Source organism: Novosphingobium sp. 11B, assembly GCF_054589055.1.
This window is the reverse complement of sequence record NZ_BAAILP010000332.1, coordinates 63,306-83,000: the sequence shown is the minus strand read 5'-3', so window position 1 is coordinate 83,000 and position 19,695 is coordinate 63,306. Positions and strand designations below refer to the sequence as shown.

The window sequence follows — 19,695 nt, the reverse complement described above, 5'->3', positions numbered from 1 at the left end:
CCCCCCCCCCCCCCCCGGCCCGGTGCTTGACGCGCGATCACCTGGGCCCGCGCTTTTGCGCGGACCACGTACCTTTTCGGCGACGGCGCGGCATTCCCCCCGTCGGCATGGCGGCCGAAGTCTTGCGCTGAAAAGTCCGGATACTGGGATCGAGGTGATCGATCACGGACGCCGCGCCCATAATCGCCACCCGTACACGTCACACAGCGGGATTGCGCGCGCAACGATCGCTGTTGCAATTGTGTCGCAGTCGCGGAACTTTCTCATCCGACCGTCTAAACGCAGCGGGATTTCGCTAAGAGTCATTTTATGATGCGTGCGATGATTTGAGCGCAACACCATGCCGCCCGAACGCCAAAGCGACGGGCTGGCTGGTGCGTACCGAGCCAGGGCGGTGCGGCAGGCATATCCAGAGGGGGATAAAGATATGAGGTTCGTTTCCAGCCACGCCGAGCGCAGCGCCGTCCGGAAAGCCTTGCTATGCGGCGCCGCGCTGACGCTGCTGCCGACCACCGCCTTCGCGCAGGACGCGACCGCCGAGGCCACCCTCGACACCAGCCGCACGACGATCGACGGCGAGAACGCCATCATCGTCACCGCGCCGCACTATGTGCCGGAAGGCACCAACACGGCCTCCAAGGCGAACATCCCGCTGATCGAGACGCCGCAGTCGGTGTCCGTCATCACCCGCGACCAGATCGACCTGCTCAACTTCGTCGATGCCCAGCAGGCCGTGCGCTATACCGCAGGCGTCTTCGGCGAGAGCTACGGCCCCGATTTGCGCTTCGACTTCCTGACCGTGCGCGGTTTCACGCCCAAGGAATACATGGACGGGCTGGCGACGCCGAACTCCACCTCGATCTCCAGCGTGGGCGTCGATCTCTACGCCTTCCAGTCGCTCGACGTGCTCAAGGGGCCTGCTTCGGTGCTCTACGGCTCGTCGCCGCCGGGTGGCCTTACCAACGAGACCAGCCGGCGCGCCAGCAGCGAATTCGGCGGCGAGATCGGCGTGAAGTACGGCACCGACGACTACAAGCAGATCGCCGGAACCATGACCGGGCCGGTCAGCGACATGCTCGACGTGCGCTTCACCGCCCTCTATCGCAATCGCGATGCCGAACGCGACCTCGTCCACGCCGAGCGCCTGCTCGCCGCGCCGACCGCGACGCTCAAGCTGGGTCCGGACACGAAGCTGACCCTGCTCGGCTACTATCAGTACGACACTGTGCGCGGCGACACCAACGGCTTCATGCCGGTCTACGGCACCCTGCTCGACAATCCGCTGGGCAAGATTTCGCGCCGCGCCAACGTCGGCGATCCGAACAACCTCTACAAGCGCAGGCAATGGGGCGCGGGCTGGGATTTCAGTCACGACTTCGGCAGCGTCAGCTTCCATTCCAACACCAAGTGGAGCCGCTATAACGAAGATACGCCCACCCAGATCTACGGCAGCGGCGGTCTGATCGACAACAATTTCGACGGTATTCCAGACGATTATCGCACGGTCCTGCAGTCGAACTTCACCTACAAGGAACACGTCACCAGCTTCGCCACCGACAACCGGTTCGACGCGACGCTGGGAACCGGTCCGATCGAGCACAACCTGATCGCCGGAGTCGACTATCGCCGCACCTTCAACGATTCCGCCTATACCTTCAATTACGGGATCGGCACGGTGGACCTGTTCGACCCGGTCTACACCACCTACACAGACGCGCAGCTTCGCCCCGGCTATGCGACGCGCTTCAACACGCAGTGGCGCAAGCAAACCGGCATCTATCTTCAGGACCATGCCGCGATCGGCAACCTGTACCTGACGGTCAGCGGCCGGTACGACTGGGTCCGCATGAGCTACATGACGCCCTTCGCCGCAGCGGACGTCGATACCCCGCTCACCAAACAGAGGCAGAAGAAGTTCACCTGGCGCGCGGGCGCCAACTACGTCACCGACAGCGGCTTCGCGCCTTACGTCAGCTACGCGACCTCGTTCGAGCCGGTCGTCGGCACCGACGGCGTCACCCTGGCCCCGTACAAGCCGAGCGCGGGCAAGCAGTGGGAAGGCGGCGTCAAGTACGACGCGCGCGGCCTTGGCGAAGGCATCAAGCTGCTGGTGACGGCGGCGGTGTTCAAGATCAACCAGACCAACGTGGTGGCGACGGCACCGTCGGTGTCCCCGGTCTTCGGCACGCAGTCCGGCGAAGTCGAGGTCAAGGGCGCGGAACTGGAATTCGTCGCCCGCCTGCGCGACCAGCTCTCGATCAACGGCGCCTACAGCTACAACGACAGCGAGGTCAAAAAGAGCAACGTTGCTGCAGAAATCGGCGCGCCGCTGCCCGTGACCCCCAAGCACAAGTTGTCGCTGTTCGTGGACTATACCATCCAGAAGGGCTCTCTAGGCGGTCTGGGCTTCGGCTTCGGCGGGCGATACACCAGCGACAGCGCGGGCAGCCTGCCCGGCCCGTTCAATCCCGTGGTCTACTACGGAGAGGCGTCCACGCTGTTCGATGCGATCGTCCATTACGATATTCCGGGCTGGCGCATCGCGGTCAACGGATCGAATATCTTCAACAAGCTCTACGTCGCGCGCTGCTCGGGCCCGGCGGGCTGTACTTATGGGGCTGGACGTCAGGTCATCGGCACGGTTACCAAGACCTTCTGACCTGAATGACGGGAACTGCATGCGCGACATATCGGTACGACGGCTGATCGCGCATGCCGTCCTGCTGGCTCTGGCCACGGGAACTACACCGCTGCAGGCGCATGGTCCGCAGGAACTCGGCGAGCCACCGCTGCCCCTGTTGTCACCCACAGGCGGGGCAGCAGCCGAAGGTCCCTCCGGAACCCTGCCGCGCCCCCCGGCCAAGGCCGGACAAACGCTGCCGCTCACGCCCGCCCGCAAGATCCGCTTCGACACGAGCGAACTGACGGCCGCCTCGATCGACCTGTCTCCGGACGGGCGGACCATCGTGCTGGACATGCTTGGCGACATCTACGTCATGGACGCCAAGGGCGGAGAGGCTAGGCCGATCAGCCGGGGCATGGCCTATGACAGCCAGCCCGCCTTCTCGCCCGACGGCAGCCGCATCCTGTTCCTCTCGGATCGATCGGGAGCCGAGAACCTGTGGGTCATGGATGCCGATGGCGGTGATGCCCGGCAGCTCAGCTTCTACGACGACGATCCGATATTCGTATCCCCCGTCTGGTCCAGCGACGGGAAGACGGCCTGGGTCAGCCGCTTCTGGCCGGACCGCAATGCCTACGAAGGCTGGCGTTTCGCCACAGACGGCAGCGACAGGTTCGGCACCGCGGCGCTGCCGAACTGGCCGGATGCTGGCCAGACAGAGGACAAGATCAACAGCCTCGGACTCATGCCGAGCGCGGACGGCCGGTCGCTCTATTACGCCAGGCTCAAGGGATCGCCGGACTTCGACACCCTTGCCGAATGGCAGATCGCCCGCCGCGACCTCGCGACCGGCATCGACGATACGATCGTCAAGGCAATCGGCGACATTCGGCTCGGCCCCGTCCAGTCGAGCGCCTTTCGCCCCGTCCTCTCGCATGACGGACGCACGCTGGCCTACGGCATGCGCCGGGTGGGGAGGACGTTCCTCCACGTTCGCGATCTCGGCAGCGGCATGGACCGCGAACTGATCCGGATCGATCACGACGAACTTCAGGCATCGGCCTGGAGCGACATCATCCCCCACTTCGCCTTCACGCCCGACGACAAGGCGATCGTCATGAGCCTTGGCGGTGGTATCAGCCGCATCGATATCGCCAGCGGCACGGCGACGGCCATTCCCTTCACCGCTCGCATCGATATGGACCTCGCCCCCCTCACCCGCCGTCCGATCCGGCAGGAGACCGGCCCTGTCCGCGCGCGGCTGGTGCAGACGCCCGCTCTCTCGCCCGATGGAAGGACGGTCGCCTTCTCCGCGCTAGGCCATGTCTACACAGCCCCGGTCGAGGGCAGCGCACGCCCGCAGCGCATCGACGCCGACGAGACGCCGCAGTTCCATCCCAGCTGGTCGCCCGACGGTAAGCGGTTGCTCTATGTCACCTGGACGGCGAAGGACGGCGGCTTCGTGTGGGAGAAGCCGCTGGACGGCGGGCCTGCCCGGCGCCTGACCGATGGCTCCGCGTTCTACACCCACCCCGTGTTCACGCCTGACGGCGCGTCGGTCCTCGTCATCAGATCGCCTCAGGCGGACCGGCTGAACAGCTATGTCGAATTCGGCCAGTTGCGCAGCGCCGACCTCGTGCGGCTGGGCAGAGGTGGGGATGACGACGGCGACAGCGACGGCGAGCAGGTCGTACTGAGCGGCCGGATCGGCGGCACGCCGCATTTCGGGCCGCTGCCGGACACAGTCTACCTGAACGAGGGCGACGGCGTCCATGCCGTGAAGTGGCGGGGGCCTGCTAGCGACCACCTTGCCGTACAAGCTGCTGGGCCGAACTGGTATTTCGCGCAAGGTCTCGCATCCGCCGACGACCTGAGGATCAGCCCCGACGGGCGCTGGGCGCTCGCCCATATCGCACAGCAACTGCATCTCGTCGCCATGCCTGAAAAGGCCGGCGAGACGGTGAACCTCACCGCGCCCGCCGTGAGGCACCGCCGCATCACCGACGTCGGCGCCGACTTCTTCGGATGGTCGCAGGACGGCCGGACGATATGGTGGTCTGTGGGATCGACCCTGCACCGCCGCGCTCTCTCCGGCGTCAGGCTCGATGATGCGGGCACGCCGCCCGGCGCGGCGGACGTCGGCGGTTCGGCACGGCCGCTCGTCGTCACCGTTCCGCGCGATACGCCGCAAGGCACCCTGCTGCTGCGCGGTGCCCGGGCGATCACCATGAAGGGCGACGAGGTCATCCCTGACGCCGATATCCTGATCGTGGACGATCACATCCGCGCCATCGGCCCCCGAGGCAGCTTTCCCGTGCCCGCCGATGCCGCGATCCGTGAGTTGGCAGGGGCAACGATCGTCCCCGGCTTCATCGACATCCACGACCACGTCGCCGACATCCGCCGCGACGTACTCGACATGCACAACTGGGGACCGGCGGCGAACCTCGCCTACGGCGTGACGCTGGCCTTCGATCCCTCCTCGCTCAGCATCGACATGCTCGCTTACGAGGACCTGGTCGACAGCGGCCAGATGATCGGCTCGCGCATCATGACGACGGGACCGGCCGTCTTTTCCTTTAACGACTTCCGCTCGAAGGCCGAAGTCAAGGCGGTCCTGTCACGCTATCGGGACAATTACCGCCTCGGCAACATCAAGCAGTACCGCACCGGCAACCGCCGCACCCGGCAATGGGTGGTCGAGGCCGCGCGGGAACTGGGCCTCAATCCCACGACCGAGGGAGCGCTGTCCCGCAAGCTGGACATCACCCACATCATCGACGGCTTTTCAGGCAATGAGCACAGCATCCCTCCCGCCACGCTGCATGACGATGTGCTGCAACTCCTCGCCCGCAGCGGCACGAGCTATACGCTGACCTTGCAGATCACCCATGGCGGCGTTCCGGGGCAGAACTATTTCATCGCGCGCGACGCTCCGCACGGCGATGCGAAGTATGCCGGGTTCGCCCCGGACTGGTTCCGCGACCAGAAATTCTGGCAGCGCGAGTGGCGCGATCCGGCCGAGTACGTGTTCCCCGATGTGGCGAAGAGCGCCTCCCGCTTTACGCACATGGGCGGCCTGCTCGGCCTCGGCGCGCATGGCGAAGTCCCGGGCCTCGGCACTCACTGGGAAATGCAGGCTTATGCCATGGGCGGGATGACGCCGCTGGAAGTGCTGCGCGCCGCGACGATCGACGGTGCCCGCGCGATCGGACGGGACGCCGACTTCGGCAGCCTCGAGCCGGGCAAATATGCCGACCTCGTCATTCTGGACCGCAACCCGCTGGATGGCATCGCGAACACGCTGTCGATCCGGCAGGTCATGAAGAACGGACGCCTCTACGAGAGCGATACGCTCGACGAAATCTGGCCACGCAAACGCGCGATGCCTCCGTTCTGGTTCAGCAAGCCGCGACCCTGATGTTCATGCGATCGTGAAATGGTGCGCCCGTTCGGACACAGTTCGAACCAACTTTTGGACTCAGGGCCGGCATTTTCTTTGAAAATGGTGCGCCCGACAGGATTCGAACCTGTGGCCCCCAGATTAGGAATCTGATGCTCTATCCTGCTGAGCTACGGGCGCGTGCCGAGGCGTCCTAGCGGCTGCATGGCAGCTTGGCAATCAGTTCGCCTGCTCGGGCGGGACAACCGGGAACGGCAGCGGCATGAGGCCGATTCCTTCCTCGATCAGTTCCTTCGCCTCGGCGGGGCTGGCCTGCCCGTGGATGGTCTCGACCTCACGCTCGCCGTAATGCATGGCCCGTGCATCCTTGGCGAAGCTCTCCCCGACATAGCGCGAGGATTTCAGCGCCTCGGCCTGCATCGTCGCCAGAGCCTGCATCAGTTCGGCGGCCTGCGGCGGCAGTGGAGCATTGGCGACGGGCGCACTCGGCGGCGGCGCCTTGGCGCGCGCCGGAGCAGGACTCGGCGCGACTTGCGGCAACTGGTTACCCTTACGCGCGAGACGCGGCGCCTGAACCGCCTTCGCCACCTCGCCCGAACCGCAATGCGGACACGCCACCAGGCCACGTTCCTGCTGACGCGCATAGTCGTCCGAGGACTTGAACCAGCCCTCGAATCGATGCTGTGCCTCGCGGCATTCCAGGTCGAAAACGATCATGACACCAGCTATTTGGCGATGGTGCGACGGTTGGCAAGGCTTGGAAGCTGACCGCGCACTTCGGCGATGCGCGCCGCGTCGAGATCGACGAAACCCACGCCTGAGGTGCCACCGTCATCCGCACCGCCCATGTCGAGCAGGACCTCGCCCCAGGGGTCGATCGCCAGTGAATGGCCGTAGGTTTCGCGGCCATCGTCATGCCGCCCGCATTGCGCGGCCGAGAGCACGTAAGCACTGGCCTCGACCGCGCGGGCACGCTGCATGAGGTGCCAGTGTGCCTTGCCCGTCGGCACCGTGAAGGCAGCGGGAATGGCGATCACGTCGCAGCGGGCACGGCCCAGTGCTTCGAACAGGGCCGGGAAGCGCACGTCATAGCAAATGGCCAGCCCCAGACGCCCGAGCGGCGTTTCCACCGTGACCACCTCATCACCGGCCACGTAAGCGTTCGATTCGCGCCAGCTTTCGCCGGTCGAAAGATCGACGTCGAACATGTGCATCTTGTCGTAGCGCGCGCGGATTTCCCCCGCGTCGTCGATCACGAAAGCCCGGTTGGCCCACTTGCCGTCTTCACGCGCGATGGCGAGCGATCCGATATGCACCCATATCCCTTCCCGCCGCGCCGCATCGCGCACCGCCGCAAGAACGGGATCGTCCGCCTCGCTCCGGATCGCCTCGCGCGCACGCTCGCGCTTCCTGTCCAGCAGGCCGGACATCTCGGGCGTGAACAGCATGGCCGCCCCGCCCGCACGTGCCGCAGCGACGGCATCGACGATCGCCGCCGCATTGGCCTGCGGGTCGATGCCCGTCGTCATCTGGAACAGCGCCGCGCGGGTCATCCGGTCAGAGCCCCAGTACCGGATCGAGCTTGCCCTCGCGGTCGAGCGCATTGATGTCGTCGAAGCCGCCGAAGGGCTTGTCGTCGATCAGGATCTGCGGGACCGTGGTGGCGCCGGGCACGCGCTCCAGCATTTCGGTGCGCTTCGGGCCGCCCATGGTCAGGTCGTATTCCTCGTAGGCGACGCCCTTCTTGTCGAGCAGCGACTTGGCGGCGACGCAGTAGGGGCAGCCCCACTTGGTGTAGATTTCAATCTTCGGCTGGCTCATGCCAAACTCCATTCAGATGCTCATTGAGGGTCAGGCCTTGAAAGGTCGGGCGGCTAGCATATCTAGGAATGCGAGTCATGGCCCGCCAAGGGGATGGCTCACAGAACGAGGCGCCGCATCGCGGGCCTCATCCACACGAAGATTGCTCATTGGAGGATTTTTGTCATGAACCGCATCGATTTTTCGCCCTATCGCCGCACCATGGTCGGCTTCGACCGCCTGTTCGACATGATCGAGAACCAGGCGCGCGCGAATTCGGGCGACAAGTACCCCCCCTTCAACATCGAACGGCGCGGCCAGGATGCCTACCGCATCACCCTGGCGGTGGCGGGATTCAAGCCGGCCGACATCGACATCACCGCGCAGGCGAACCTGCTGGTCGTGAAGGGCCACAAGCCCGATGAGACCACCGATGGCGAAATGCTGCACGTCGGCATCGCCCAGCGCGGTTTCGAACGCCGCTTCGAACTCGCCGACTACGTGCGTGTCGATAGCGCAGACCTTGCCGACGGCCTGCTCGTCATCGACCTCGTGCGCGAGGTTCCCGAGGCGATGAAGCCGAAGAAGGTCGTGGTCGGAGGCAGCAAGCTGACCGTCGTGGAAACCGGCGAGGATACCACCGCAGCGGCGTAACCGCCCGCAACGGCGCTCGCGTTTCCCGTCCCTTTGCGTGAGTGCCGAGTACGGCGCTATGGGCGGTCCGGTTGTCCGGGCCGCCCTTTTGCATACGATGTTGCGCAGAACGCATGCACGGTGCCGGATTAATCCTCGCATAGCGTGCTTCTCGACAGTAGCGCCTGCAGTCATGCTGCGGACCTTGTGCTCATGACCGCGATCCTCGGGATCGTGCTGCCCGTTTTCTCGCTGATCTTCGCCGGCTGGCTGGCAAGGCGGATCGGCGTCATGGGACCGCAGGCCACCAGCGAACTCAATCGCTTCGTCGTGTACCTCGCCCTGCCCGCGCTGCTGTTCGATATCGTCGCGAAATCCAGCTGGCACGAATTGTGGCAGCCCCATTTCCTGGCCGTGTTCACCCTCAGCACCATGGCGATCTTCGCGTTGACGGTTGCCGCACACGCCCGGCATTCCGGCTTCGAGGCCGATGGCCCCGTGCTGGGGCTCGCCGCGAGCTATCCGAACACCGGCTTCCTCGGCTTTCCCTTGCTCCTCGCCGCACTTGGCGCATGGAGCAACACGCTCACGCTGATCTCCACGATCGTCGTCGCCTGCGTCCTGTTCGCAGGCGCCATCGTGCTGATAGAAATCCGCCTCCATGTCGGCAGCCATCCGCTGCGCGTCGCTGCCAAAGTCGGCAAGTCGCTGGCGACCAACCCACTCATCGTGGCACCCATCGTGGCCTGCTTCTTTCCCACCACCGGCATGGCCGTGCCTCAGCCTGTCGAGGTTTTCCTGAAACTGCTGGGCGGCGCGGCCTCTCCGGCGGCGCTGGTCGGCCTTGGCCTTTTCCTCGGAGAAAAGCGTCAGGCGGCAAAGGGAGCCGGTACGCTGACGGCGATGCTGGTGACGCTCAAGCTGGCGGTCCACCCGTTGCTGGCCTGGGTGCTGGCCGTCACGCTGTTCCCGCTTGACCCGCCCGCGCGCCATGCCGCCGTGCTCCTCGCGATGCTGCCGACCGGAACCGGCCCTTTCATGCTCGCGGAGTTCTATGGCCGTGAAGCCGGCGTCACCGCGCGCGTGATCCTGATTTCCACCGTGCTGTCGATCGTGACGGTTTCGGCCTACCTGACGATGATCGGCTGATCCGGAACCGCTGAACTCAGGCGCTGGAGACGGCGCCCGAGCCGCTGGCGGCAAGCGCATAAGCATCGAGCTTGCCGTGCAGTTCGCGCCGCAGGTCTTCGTCGATCCACGCGGCATCGAAGGCGTTGCGCGTCACGGTCAGCAGGTCTTCCCGTTCGAAACCGGCAAGTTCATGCACCATCAGCATGTTCTCGTTGATGTACTTGCCTTCCATGTAGGCCGGATCATCCGAGTTGAGCGTCAGCCGCAAACCCCGGTCCAGCATCCCCCGCGCGATCGACTGCCGCTCTCCGGGGCGCATCATCTCGTTGGCGTACGGACACACGGTGAAGAACAGTCCGCGCTCCCCGGCCATGGCGATCAGTTCGGGCCGGTCGAGCAGGTTGGCGCCATGGTCGATCCGTTCGACACCGATCTCTTCGATGGCCTGCCGGATATGCTCGTGGGTATTCTTCTGATCGACATCGCAGTGCATCGTCAGCCGGAAGCCCTCTTCACGGCCGCGCCGGAATATCTCGGCGAACTTTTCGGGCGGGTTGTCCTTCTCATCGGAGTCGAGCCCCAGCCCGACGATCAGGTGCTTGTACGGCAGAGCCATCTCGAACACGGCCATCGCGCTTTCCGCACTGCGTTCCCGCACGAAGCACATGATCAGTTGCGACCGGATACCGAAATCACGCTCCGCCTCGATGCGACCGCGCGTCAGGCCTTCGATCATCACCGAGAACGGGATGCCGCGATCGGTGTGCTGCTGCGGATCGAAGAACATCTCCGCATAGACGACGTTCTGCCCTGCGACCTTTTCCAGATAGGCATAGACCAGATCGCGAAAGTCCTCCTCGCGGTGCAGGACGAAGCTGCCCTCGTAGAAGATCGCCAGAAAGCTGGGCAGGTCATGGTAGACGTAGCTGGCCCGCATCGCATCGACATCGGCGTAAGGCAGGTCCACTTCGTTGCGCTCCGCCAGCCTGAACTTGAGTTCCGCCTCCAGCGTTCCCTCCAGGTGGACGTGCAGTTCCGCCTTGGGAAGACCTGCGATGAACTCGACGATCGAACCGTTCCCCATGCTACCCCAAGCCTCCATTTTCGCGCGATCCTGCAGGCTATAACGGCGACGGCGAACGCGGAAGCGGAAATTGCTGCATTGCAAAAAGCGCTCAGGCGGCCACCTCCATCCGCGCGGGTGTGAGCAGCGAAGGCGCCGAAAAACGCCCTCCGACCTCTGCCAGATCGGCGAGCGTGGGTGCCACGCAGCGCAGCGAAACGCGCTGGGCAAGACGCTCCGCGCGGATGCCCGGCCCCCTGATCCAGAACGCCCCGTCCGGATGATGCTTGCCGCTGCGCAGCGCCTCGAGCGGATAGAACAGGTCGGAGAAGCGCAGCACTTCGTTGGTGGCGGATGACGTCACCATCACGTCCTCACCCGGAGCCTGCTCGATCATGCAACCCGCATCCAGCATCGCGCCTTGCCGCCGCGCCCACATCGGCTGCCTGCCGTCGGACAGGCGCAGCGCCTCGATCCGTGTCGCCGCCGCTTGGGCCGACGCATCGCTCTCAAAGTGGAGCAGGAACTGTTGCGACATTACCGGGGCATAAGTCCACTCTGCCGCGACCCCGCCGAACGCGAGCAGTCGATCGATATCCCGGTGCCGGAATATCTGCCTGCCGCCGTCTTCTTCGTGGGACAACATGGGCTGCTGCCCCAGCGCGGTGACGAGCACGAGATTGTCGTCTTCCCTGGTCATGGCCAGCGCCTGCCCGACCATCCAGTCCATGTTGCGATAGCCGTCGAGCACGCTCCCCCCATATGTCTCCAGATCCTGCGCCGACGACTGGATGCTGAACAGCGCAGGCTCGAACTCGCGCCAGTGGAAATGCTGGAAATGCGCGGTGCTGTTCAGGAAGAACGTGGAGAAATGGGGGCGGGCGCTGCGGTGGATCGAGCGGAACAGGTCCCACTGCAGCCGGTCCAGTATCATCGCCCGTCGCCATTTGACGTTACCACTTCGCTCCCCCGCCAATTGGCGAATCGCGGCCAGCACCGACCTTGCGGAAAGCCCATGTGCGAGCATGAAACGGCCGAAACGCGCAAAGTCCGCCCCGGATACATCCGGTCTGGCGCTGTGTTCACGCACATAGCTGCGAACCAGCCCTGTGTAGGCGTCGAAATGGCCGGGCGGCTGGGCGATCGGCTCCGTCGCCCAAGGATCGGGCAGGAAATGCCCCCGGAAGCCCGGCTGCGACGCCGCATTCATACTGCCGCAGATCCAGTTGCTGCGTCCGCTGCGGCTCACCAGATCCCAGATGCGCGGCGCATCCAGCGCGGCGCCGTCATTGAGCTGGAAACAGCGATGCTCTGCGTAGGAAAGCCCTGTGTGAACCGTGACCCACTGGATCCACGGCTCGAGATACGGCGCTTCCTCCTCCGCATCGGTGACGGCGACCAGCGCGCTGTCGCGCAGGCGCCGGAAGTTCGGCAGATGCCCCTCGGCTATGAAGCGGTCGAGCAGCCTTGGCGACAACTCGTTGAATTCGAGGACGATCGTGGACATCCGGGGCTCCGCATCGGCATTGCGCCAAGCATGCCCGGATGTGCCATCCCGCGGCCAGACGAGATGGCTCCGTTACGGAGATAGGAGCAGCGCTTCCCCGCCCGGTCCGGGAGGGGAAGCGAAACGAGTTCAGACCAGACGCGCCTGACGCAGCGCCGCGGCGACGAAGCCGGCGAACAGCGGATGCGGCTCGAACGGGCGCGACTTGAGTTCCGGGTGGAACTGCACGCCGACGAAGAACGGGTGGTCCGGGCGCTCGACAATCTCGGGCAGCAGGCCGTCGGGCGACATGCCGGAGAAGATCAGGCCATTGCCTTCCAGCGCCTCGCGGTACGAACCGTTGACTTCGTAGCGGTGGCGGTGGCGCTCGCTGATCTCGGTCGAGCCGTAGATCGCCGCGACATGGCTGTTGGGCGAGAGCGCGGCGGTGTAGGCGCCAAGGCGCATGGTGCCGCCAAGGTCGCCGCCCTCGGCGCGGGTCTGCAGGCCGTCCTCGGTCATCCACTCGGTGATGATGCCGACGACGGGTTCCTCGGTCGGGCCGAATTCGGTGGAGCTGGCCTTGGCGATGCCCGCCGAGCGCGCGCCCTCGATGCAGGCCATCTGCATGCCCAGGCAGATGCCGAAGAACGGCACCTGACGTTCACGCGCGAAGCGGACCGACGCGATCTTGCCCTCGGTGCCGCGCTCGCCGAAGCCGCCGGGGACGAGGATGCCGTGCATCGGTTCGAGCGCGGCGGCGATCTCGGAATCTTCCTTCTCGAAGATTTCGGCATCGATCCAGCGCACGTTGACCTTCACGCGGTTGGCCATGCCGCCATGGACGAGCGCCTCGTTCAGCGACTTGTAGGCGTCCTGCAGGCCGATGTACTTGCCCACGACGCCGATGGTCACTTCACCCTCAGGGTTCTGGTAGCGGTCGGTGATGTCGTCCCAGCGCTCAAGCACCGGCGCCTTGGCCGATTCCAGCATGCCGAAGTGATGCAGGACTTCGGCGTCGAGGCCCTCGCGGTGGTACTGCAGCGGCACGGCGTAGATGTTGGGCGCGTCGAGCGCCTGGATCACCGCCTGCGGGCGCACGTTGCAAAACAGCGCGATCTTGCGGCGCTCGCTCTCGGGCAGCTCGCGGTCGCAGCGGCACAGCAGGATATCCGGCTGGATGCCCAGACCCGTCAGTTCACGCACCGAGTGCTGCGTCGGCTTGGTCTTCAGTTCGCCCGCAGCGGCGATGTAGGGGACCAGCGTGACGTGGACGAAGCAGGTGCCCTCACGGCCGAGTTCGTTGCGCAGCTGGCGCATCGCCTCGACGAAGGGCAGGCCCTCGATATCGCCGACGGTGCCGCCGATCTCGCACAGCACGAAGTCGAGATCCTCGGTCTCCGTCAGGGCGAAGTCCTTGATCGCATCAGTGACGTGCGGGATCACCTGCACGGTCGCGCCGAGGTAGTCGCCGCGGCGCTCCTTGGCGATGATGTCCTGGTAGATGCGGCCCGAGGTGATATTGTCGGCCTTGCGGCCGGAGACGCCGGTGAAGCGCTCGTAGTGGCCGAGGTCGAGGTCCGTCTCGGCGCCGTCGTCGGTCACGAAGACCTCGCCGTGCTGGTACGGGCTCATCGTGCCCGGATCGACGTTCAGGTAGGGGTCGAACTTGCGAATGCGGACCTTGTAGCCACGCGCCTGAAGCAGAGCCGCGAGGCTCGCCGCCATGAGACCCTTGCCCAGCGAGGAGACCACGCCGCCGGTGATGAAAATATGCCGCGCCATGGGAATCGGGCCTTAAATTGCATGGGGGCCCTCAGGCAAGCGCCCGGAGCCTCATTCCACAGATCAAACACATGGAAATGCCGTCTGACTGCACCAGACGGCATTCCGATTACGGTGAGGCGCTCGAAAGCGCCTGCAGGGTTTACTGCTTGGCAGCACCACCAAGCGGATCGGTCGGAACCGAGTCGCCGGCGGGCGCACCCTGCTGGGGTGCAGCCGGAGCTGCCGGGTTGGCCGCGCCGCCGAGCGGATCGGCAGGCTGGACCGGAGCGGTCTGCGCAGGAGCGGTGTTGCGCTGGAGCGAGGTGTCGATGTCGCGACCGCTCGTCTCGTTGACGGCGAGAGCGGCAAGACCGATGCTCAGCACCACGAAGACCGTCGCCAGAACGCCGGTCGCGCGGGTCAGGAAGTTGGCCGCGCCGCGTGCCGACATCAGGCCCGAGGGGCTGCCGCCGACGCCGAGGCCGCCGCCTTCGGACTTCTGCACCAGGATCACGCCCACCAGCATGGCGGCAACCAGAGCCTGCACCACGGTCAGGAAAAGGAACATCTTCGTCTCAGCCTTATTGCGGGGACATACCCCGCTTTCTTGACCGGGCAGATAGGCGCTCGCGGGCGAGCGCGCAACCCGGCAACTTTATTGCTGCGCCGCCCCGCAGGACGGCGCATGGATCGGACTTACTCCGCGAGCGAAGCCGCCGCGCCGACGATCGCCAGGAAGCTCTCGGCGGTCAGGCTCGCACCGCCGACCAGAGCGCCGCCGACATCCGGCACTGCGAGGAGTTCGGCCGCGTTGTCGGCCTTCACCGAACCACCGTAGAGGATGCGTACTTCGGCGCCAGCATCGCCGTAGATGGCGACGAGCTTGGCGCGAATCGCCTTGTGCATGGCTGCCACGTCCGCGACCGAAGGCACCCGGCCGGTGCCGATCGCCCATACCGGCTCATAGGCGACCGAGAGCTTTTCCGGCGCGCCGTCTGCGATGGGGCACGAACCTTCGAGCTGCGCGGTGACCACGCCCTCGGCATCGCCCGCATCGCGCTGGGCCTCGGTTTCGCCGACGCACAGGATCACCGCCAGACCGGCCGAAAGCGCGGCCTGCGCCTTGGCGTTGACGTCGGCATCGCTTTCGCCGTGGTATTCACGGCGCTCCGAATGGCCGACGATCGTGAAATCGGCGCCTGCATCCTTGAGCATCGGTGCGGAAACGTCACCCGTGTAAGCGCCGTTTTCCTTCGCATGGCAGTCCTGCCCGCCGACGCCGATCAGCTCGACTGCGTCCCGCATGCGGAAGATCAGGGTCGAGGGCGGCGCCAGTCCGACCTGCACCTTGGGGAAACGCTGGGCGGAACGATCGATTGCGCGCGCCTCGTTCAGCATGGCGCGCGTGCCGTTCATTTTCCAATTTCCGACGATGTAAGGCAATCCAGCCATTTCAATCCTTTGATCGATCTCGGCGAACCTTCGGGAACTCCCCCGCGGGTCCCCCTCGCAGATTTCCGGTAATGCCGTTGCCGCGGAACCGGGAATCAGGTCGTCGCTGTCGCCGGGCAGCTAGGGCACCAGAGCATCGCTTGTCAAAATTCATGGATGGTTAAGCGCCGGGATTCTCCACCGGTGTCGTAGTAATGCCACCTCGCGGCTTTTGCCCAAGGCTTGTGCAAGCGGCATTGCAGGATGCGCGAAGGCCCCCTAAAGCCTGCGCCGTTTACATGCGAAGCCTCACGGTTTCGCGCCAATATTCTGCTGATCGGCACGGTTCATGCTCCATTTCTTCCGCTCGTTTCTGAAGTCCAAGGTCGGCGCGATCGTCGGCCTCGTCGTTCTCGGCCTTATCGCCCTCGCGTTCGCCAGCGGCGATATCGCGGGCCTCGGCGGTTCCGGCAGCGCGGCTCCGGGGGTTGCCGTCGCCACCGTCGGCGGCGAAAAGGTGACCACCGATGAACTGTCCCTCGGCGCCAAGCGCGGCCTCGAGCGGGTCAAGCAGCAGAGCCCGACCGCGACGATGAAGCAGCTGATCGCCGAGGGCGGCCTCCAGCAGGTGCTGGACAGCCTGATCGACGGCGTCGCTTTCGCCGTCTACGGCGAGAAGCACGGCGTCGTCCTCAGCGACCGCCTCGTCGACAGCGAACTGACGCAGATCCCCGCGTTCCAGGGCGTCGACGGCAAGTTCGACCAGAACGTGTTCCGCCAAGCCCTCGCCCAGCAGGGCCTCTCCGAACAGGCCCTGCGCGAGGACATTCGCAAGAACATGATCGCGCAGGAACTGGTCGTGCCCGCGCAGATCGGCTCGGTCATGTCCGAATATGCCGCGAAGCGTTACGCCTCGCTGCTCAGCGAGACCCGCAGCGGCACCGTGGTCGCCCTGCCCTCGCTGCTCTTCGCGCCCGACAAGCAGCCGACCCAGGCCGAACTCGCTACCTTCTATAAGGCGCACACCGGCCAGTTCGTTCGCCCCGAGCGTCGCACGATCCGCTATGCGCTCGTCAGCGCCGACAAGATCCCGGCTCCCGCCGCGCCGACCGACGCCGAGATCGCCGCGCGCTTCGAGGCGAACAAGGCCGCCTATGCCGCCAAGGACGATCGCCGCATCACGCAGCTGGTCGTGCCGACCGAGCCGGCCGCCAAGGCCATCGTCGCCGAAGTCGAGAAGGGCAAGTCGCTCGAAGCCGCCGCTTCGGAAAAGGGCCTGTCCGCCGCGAAGCTCGAATCGTTCAGCCGCGAGGATCTCTCGCGCCAGTTCTCGGCCGCCGTCGCGCAGGCCGTCTTCGCCGCGCCGGTCGGCAAGCTGGCCGCACCGCAGAAGAGCGTGCTCGGCTGGCACGTCATCCGCGTCGACGAGGAGATCAAGACCCCGGCCAAGACCCTTGCCGAAGTGAAGGGTGACCTCACCAAGCAGATCGCCGAGGAAAAGACCCGCAAGTCCTACAGCGACGCCTTCTCGAAGATCGACGCGCAGCTTTCGGGCGGCTCCAACCTCGCCGAAGTCGCCAAGTCGCTCGGCGCCGAGGTCAAGCAGACCCCGTCGCTGACCGCTGATGGGCAAGTCTACATGAAGCCCGGCGAAACGATGCCCGCCGAATTGCAGCCGCTCCTCAAGACCGCGTTCGAAATGGGGCAGGAACAGCCGCAGGTCGCCGAGATCGAGAAGGGCAAGTCCTTCGCGATCTACGACGTCACCGACATCCAGGCGTCCGCCCCGGCTCCGCTGGCGCAGATCCAGAACGACGTGAAGCTCGCCTGGGCGATCGACGCCGGTTCCAAGGCCGCCAAGGCCGCCGCGCTCAAGATGCAGGCCGCGATCCGCAAGGGCCAGTCGATCGAGCAGGTCATGGCTGCCTCGGGCAAAAAGCTGCCCGCGCCGCAGCAGGTCTCGATGTCGCGCCCGACCCTGGCCGCCGCGCTGCAGTCGGGCCGTCAGGTGCCGCCGCCGGTCTCGCTGATGTTCCACATGGCCAAGAACACCGTGAAGGTGCAGTCGGCCGAGGGTGAGCGTGGCTGGTTCGTCGTCCAGCTCAAGGACATCGTGCCAGCCACGATCGATTCGCCCGACATGATCCGCCGTGCCCAGACCGAACTCGGCCAGCAGCTCGGCCAGGGCTACGCCTCCGCGCTCGGTGCCGCGATGCGCAAGGACGTCGGCGTGAAGCGTCACGACGATGCCATCACCGCCGTGCGCGACCAGCTCGCCGGCACCGCCGCCACCAACTGAGCCGAAGCGAGGGGTGGCAGCAATGGAGCGCGAATTCGACCGCAAGGCGACGCTTGAGCAACTGGCGCAGGGCAAACCCGCGCTGGTCTGGCGCAAGCTCGTCGCCGACACCGAAACGCCGGTTGGCGCCGCCCTCAAGCTGATCGAGGACGGGCGCGGCGACTTCCTGCTCGAATCGGTCGAAGGCGGCGAGACGCGCGGGCGCTACAGCCTGCTCGGCCTCGACCCGGACCTCGTGTTCCGCGCGAGCGGCGGCGAGGCCTGCGAGATCAACCGCGCATGGCAGGCCAACCGCGAGGCGTTCGCACCGCTCGGCGGCGGCACCCTCGCCGAACTGCGCGCGCTGGTCGAGACCTGCCGCTGCGAGGTTCCGGCCGCGCTGCCCAAGGCTCTCGCCTGCCTCGTCGGCTACTTCGGCTACGAGACGATCGGCCTTGTCGAGAAGCTGCCGCGCGCGCCGCAAAGCCCCCTCGAAGTGCCCGACATGCTGTTCGTCCGCCCGTCGCTGATCCTGATCTTCGACCGGCTTTCGGACGAACTGTTCTGCGTTGCGCCGGTGTGGCCGGAAACGGGTGACGCCGCTCTGGCCGTCGACCGCGCCGCCGAGCGCATCGACGAAGCCCTGCGCCGCCTCGCCGCTCCCGCACGCGTCGTGCCTGTCGCCACCGATCTCGCCGAGCCGGTGCGCACGCCCGTCGTCGCGCCGGAAGACTACAAGGCGATGGCCCTGCGCGCGAAGGACTACATCGAGGCGGGCGACATTTTCCAGGTCGTGCTGGCCCAGCGCTTCACTTGCGAATTCCCGCTCCCGCCGCTGGCGCTTTACCGCAGCCTGCGGCGCGTGAACCCCTCGCCGTTCCTCTATTTCCTCGACCTGCCCGGCTTCGCGCTGGTCGGCTCCAGCCCGGAAATCCTGGTGCGCGTGCGTGACGGCGAAGTCACCATCCGCCCGATCGCGGGCACCCGTCCGCGCGGCGCCAGCCCGGCCGAGGACAAGGCCAACGAAGCCGGCCTCCTCGCCGATCCCAAGGAGCGCGCCGAGCACCTGATGCTGCTCGACCTCGGCCGCAACGACGTCGGCCGCGTCGCCGCTGCAGGCACCGTCGAGGTCACCGACAGCTACACCATCGAGCGCTACAGCCACGTCATGCACATCGTCTCGAACGTTGTCGGCCGGCTCGACACCGCGAAGCATGATGCCATCGACGCGGTCTTCGCGGGCTTCCCGGCAGGCACCGTCTCGGGCGCGCCCAAGGTCCGTGCCTGCGAGGTCATCGCCGAACTGGAGCCCGAGACGCGCGGCCCTTACGCGGGCGGCGTCGGCTACTTCGCGCCGGACGGTTCGGTGGACAGTTGCATCGTCCTGCGCACCGGCCTGCTCAAGGACGGCGTGCTGCACGTGCAGGCAGGCGCAGGCATCGTGGCGGACAGCGACCCGGCCTACGAACAGCGCGAATGCGAAGCCAAGAGCGGCGCCCTCTTCGCCGCCGCGCGCGAAGCGATCCGCGTGGCCGGGGAACCCGGGTTCGGGCAGTGAGCGCCTTCACGACTGAATACCGCTATCCCGATTATCTGCACGCCAACCGGCTATATCTGCTCCGACAGTGGCTGACATTGCGGTCGGCCCTGTTCTTGCTGGCGCTGTTTGTGACCGTCTCCGCGCTGAACGTCGGCGCTTATGCCGGGTCCCTTCTTTCAAGGATCGGCGCATCGGCATTGCATTCACTGGCCTATTTCGTTGGAGCCGGAGTGCTGCTCGCGATCGGCTTTTTCTATTCGTTGCCCCGCACGGCCCTTACCCATTGGCAGAAAAACGATCTTGCCGGAAATGCCGCCAGCTATCGGATGCAAGGCGACGGCTTCACCGTGGCCAGCCCCTCGGTCGACCTGAGCCTTAACTGGAAGGACTTCCGCTGGTGGACCGAAGACGATCGGCTTCTCCTCGCCAAGCCTGAAGCTGGCTGCACCATGATATGGTTGCCCAAGGACCAGGTTGGCAACGACATTCTCGACAGCTTTCGCGAAGGCTTCGGGCGGTGTCAGGTCAAGCGGATCTGAT

At 65.7% G+C, this 19,695-nt stretch carries 15 protein-coding genes and 1 tRNA gene; 7 read left to right on the top strand and 9 right to left on the bottom strand.

The features are described from left to right. The first annotated feature begins 427 nt into the window (after positions 1 to 427). Both ACYPYD_RS27600 and ACYPYD_RS27595 read left to right on the top strand, forming a co-directional pair. On the top strand, positions 428 to 2,659 hold the full coding sequence (locus ACYPYD_RS27600) for a TonB-dependent siderophore receptor (RefSeq protein ID WP_459666970.1): 2,232 nt from the start codon (positions 428 to 430) through the stop codon (positions 2,657 to 2,659). A gap of 19 nt (positions 2,660 to 2,678) precedes the next feature. Continuing rightward, entirely contained in the window at positions 2,679 to 6,044 is a 3,366-nt protein-coding gene (locus tag ACYPYD_RS27595; RefSeq protein ID WP_459666968.1) for an amidohydrolase family protein, read from the top strand. Between the two features lie 85 nt (positions 6,045 to 6,129). Here ACYPYD_RS27595 and ACYPYD_RS27590 read toward each other — a convergent pair. The 4 genes from ACYPYD_RS27590 to grxC all read right to left on the bottom strand — a co-directional run bounded on the left by ACYPYD_RS27590 (position 6,130) and on the right by grxC (position 7,847). Further along, positions 6,130 to 6,206, bottom strand: a tRNA-Arg gene (locus ACYPYD_RS27590). 39 nt (positions 6,207 to 6,245) lie between these two features. Then, a complete protein-coding gene (locus ACYPYD_RS27585) occupies positions 6,246 to 6,743 on the bottom strand; it encodes a DUF1178 family protein (protein WP_008830291.1) in 498 nt (165 codons plus the stop codon). Between the two features lie 8 nt (positions 6,744 to 6,751). Next, positions 6,752 to 7,579, bottom strand: coding sequence for a carbon-nitrogen hydrolase family protein (locus ACYPYD_RS27580; RefSeq protein WP_008830290.1), 828 nt, complete (start codon positions 7,577 to 7,579; stop codon positions 6,752 to 6,754). A 4-nt stretch (positions 7,580 to 7,583) separates the two neighbouring features. Further along, entirely contained in the window at positions 7,584 to 7,847 is a 264-nt protein-coding gene (gene grxC / locus ACYPYD_RS27575) for a glutaredoxin 3 (protein ID WP_036523411.1), read from the bottom strand. Between the two features lie 165 nt (positions 7,848 to 8,012). Here grxC and ACYPYD_RS27570 point away from each other — a divergent pair, with 165 nt between their 5' ends. After that, a complete protein-coding gene (locus ACYPYD_RS27570) occupies positions 8,013 to 8,480 on the top strand; it encodes an Hsp20 family protein (RefSeq protein ID WP_036522995.1) in 468 nt (155 codons plus the stop codon). Between the two features lie 192 nt (positions 8,481 to 8,672). Then, complete coding sequence (locus tag ACYPYD_RS27565; RefSeq protein WP_459666966.1) at positions 8,673 to 9,608, top strand: AEC family transporter; 936 nt, start codon at positions 8,673 to 8,675, stop codon at positions 9,606 to 9,608. Between the two features lie 16 nt (positions 9,609 to 9,624). Here ACYPYD_RS27565 and add read toward each other — a convergent pair whose 3' ends face one another. The 5 genes from add to tpiA all read right to left on the bottom strand — a co-directional run bounded on the left by add (position 9,625) and on the right by tpiA (position 15,358). Continuing rightward, entirely contained in the window at positions 9,625 to 10,674 is a 1,050-nt protein-coding gene (gene add / locus ACYPYD_RS27560; RefSeq protein ID WP_459666964.1) for an adenosine deaminase, read from the bottom strand. A gap of 91 nt (positions 10,675 to 10,765) precedes the next feature. Further along, a complete protein-coding gene (locus ACYPYD_RS27555; RefSeq protein WP_459666962.1) occupies positions 10,766 to 12,160 on the bottom strand; it encodes a hypothetical protein in 1,395 nt (464 codons plus the stop codon). 129 nt (positions 12,161 to 12,289) lie between these two features. Further along, complete coding sequence (locus tag ACYPYD_RS27550; protein WP_008833022.1) at positions 12,290 to 13,924, bottom strand: CTP synthase; 1,635 nt, start codon at positions 13,922 to 13,924, stop codon at positions 12,290 to 12,292. 142 nt (positions 13,925 to 14,066) lie between these two features. Beyond that, entirely contained in the window at positions 14,067 to 14,474 is a 408-nt protein-coding gene (gene secG, locus ACYPYD_RS27545; protein WP_271183241.1) for a preprotein translocase subunit SecG, read from the bottom strand. 128 nt (positions 14,475 to 14,602) lie between these two features. Then, on the bottom strand, positions 14,603 to 15,358 hold the full coding sequence (tpiA, locus tag ACYPYD_RS27540; RefSeq protein WP_036522980.1) for a triose-phosphate isomerase: 756 nt from the start codon (positions 15,356 to 15,358) through the stop codon (positions 14,603 to 14,605). Positions 15,359 to 15,686: 328 nt separating this feature from the next. On the opposite strand from tpiA, the gene ACYPYD_RS27535 reads away from it, so the two are divergent. Genes ACYPYD_RS27535 through ACYPYD_RS27525 form a run of 3 tightly spaced genes read left to right on the top strand, consistent with a single transcriptional unit; the run spans position 15,687 to position 19,694 of the window. Continuing rightward, positions 15,687 to 17,636 carry a peptidylprolyl isomerase gene (locus ACYPYD_RS27535; RefSeq protein WP_459666961.1) on the top strand — a complete coding sequence of 650 codons (1,950 nt, stop codon included), beginning with the start codon at positions 15,687 to 15,689 and terminating at the stop codon, positions 17,634 to 17,636. 22 nt (positions 17,637 to 17,658) lie between these two features. After that, entirely contained in the window at positions 17,659 to 19,173 is a 1,515-nt protein-coding gene (locus tag ACYPYD_RS27530; RefSeq protein WP_459666959.1) for an anthranilate synthase component I family protein, read from the top strand. Further along, a complete protein-coding gene (locus ACYPYD_RS27525) occupies positions 19,170 to 19,694 on the top strand; it encodes a YcxB family protein (protein ID WP_036522972.1) in 525 nt (174 codons plus the stop codon). Before ACYPYD_RS27530 ends, ACYPYD_RS27525 begins: the two co-directional genes overlap by 4 nt. Position 19,695 lies beyond the last annotated feature (1 nt).

Coding starts and splice junctions, on each gene's coding strand:
- ACYPYD_RS27580 (WP_008830290.1), bottom strand. CDS start 7,579: ATGACCCGCGCGGCGCTGTTCCAGATGACGACGGGCATCGACCCGCAG.
- ACYPYD_RS27585 (WP_008830291.1), bottom strand. CDS start 6,743: ATGATCGTTTTCGACCTGGAATGCCGCGAGGCACAGCATCGATTCGAG.
- ACYPYD_RS27570 (WP_036522995.1), top strand. CDS start 8,013: ATGAACCGCATCGATTTTTCGCCCTATCGCCGCACCATGGTCGGCTTC.
- ACYPYD_RS27535 (WP_459666961.1), top strand. CDS start 15,687: ATGCTCCATTTCTTCCGCTCGTTTCTGAAGTCCAAGGTCGGCGCGATC.
- ACYPYD_RS27565 (WP_459666966.1), top strand. CDS start 8,673: ATGACCGCGATCCTCGGGATCGTGCTGCCCGTTTTCTCGCTGATCTTC.
- grxC (WP_036523411.1), bottom strand. CDS start 7,847: ATGAGCCAGCCGAAGATTGAAATCTACACCAAGTGGGGCTGCCCCTAC.
- ACYPYD_RS27600 (WP_459666970.1), top strand. CDS start 428: ATGAGGTTCGTTTCCAGCCACGCCGAGCGCAGCGCCGTCCGGAAAGCC.
- ACYPYD_RS27595 (WP_459666968.1), top strand. CDS start 2,679: ATGCGCGACATATCGGTACGACGGCTGATCGCGCATGCCGTCCTGCTG.
- tpiA (WP_036522980.1), bottom strand. CDS start 15,358: ATGGCTGGATTGCCTTACATCGTCGGAAATTGGAAAATGAACGGCACG.
- ACYPYD_RS27530 (WP_459666959.1), top strand. CDS start 17,659: ATGGAGCGCGAATTCGACCGCAAGGCGACGCTTGAGCAACTGGCGCAG.
- ACYPYD_RS27550 (WP_008833022.1), bottom strand. CDS start 13,924: ATGGCGCGGCATATTTTCATCACCGGCGGCGTGGTCTCCTCGCTGGGC.
- add (WP_459666964.1), bottom strand. CDS start 10,674: ATGGGGAACGGTTCGATCGTCGAGTTCATCGCAGGTCTTCCCAAGGCG.
- secG (WP_271183241.1), bottom strand. CDS start 14,474: ATGTTCCTTTTCCTGACCGTGGTGCAGGCTCTGGTTGCCGCCATGCTG.
- ACYPYD_RS27555 (WP_459666962.1), bottom strand. CDS start 12,160: ATGTCCACGATCGTCCTCGAATTCAACGAGTTGTCGCCAAGGCTGCTC.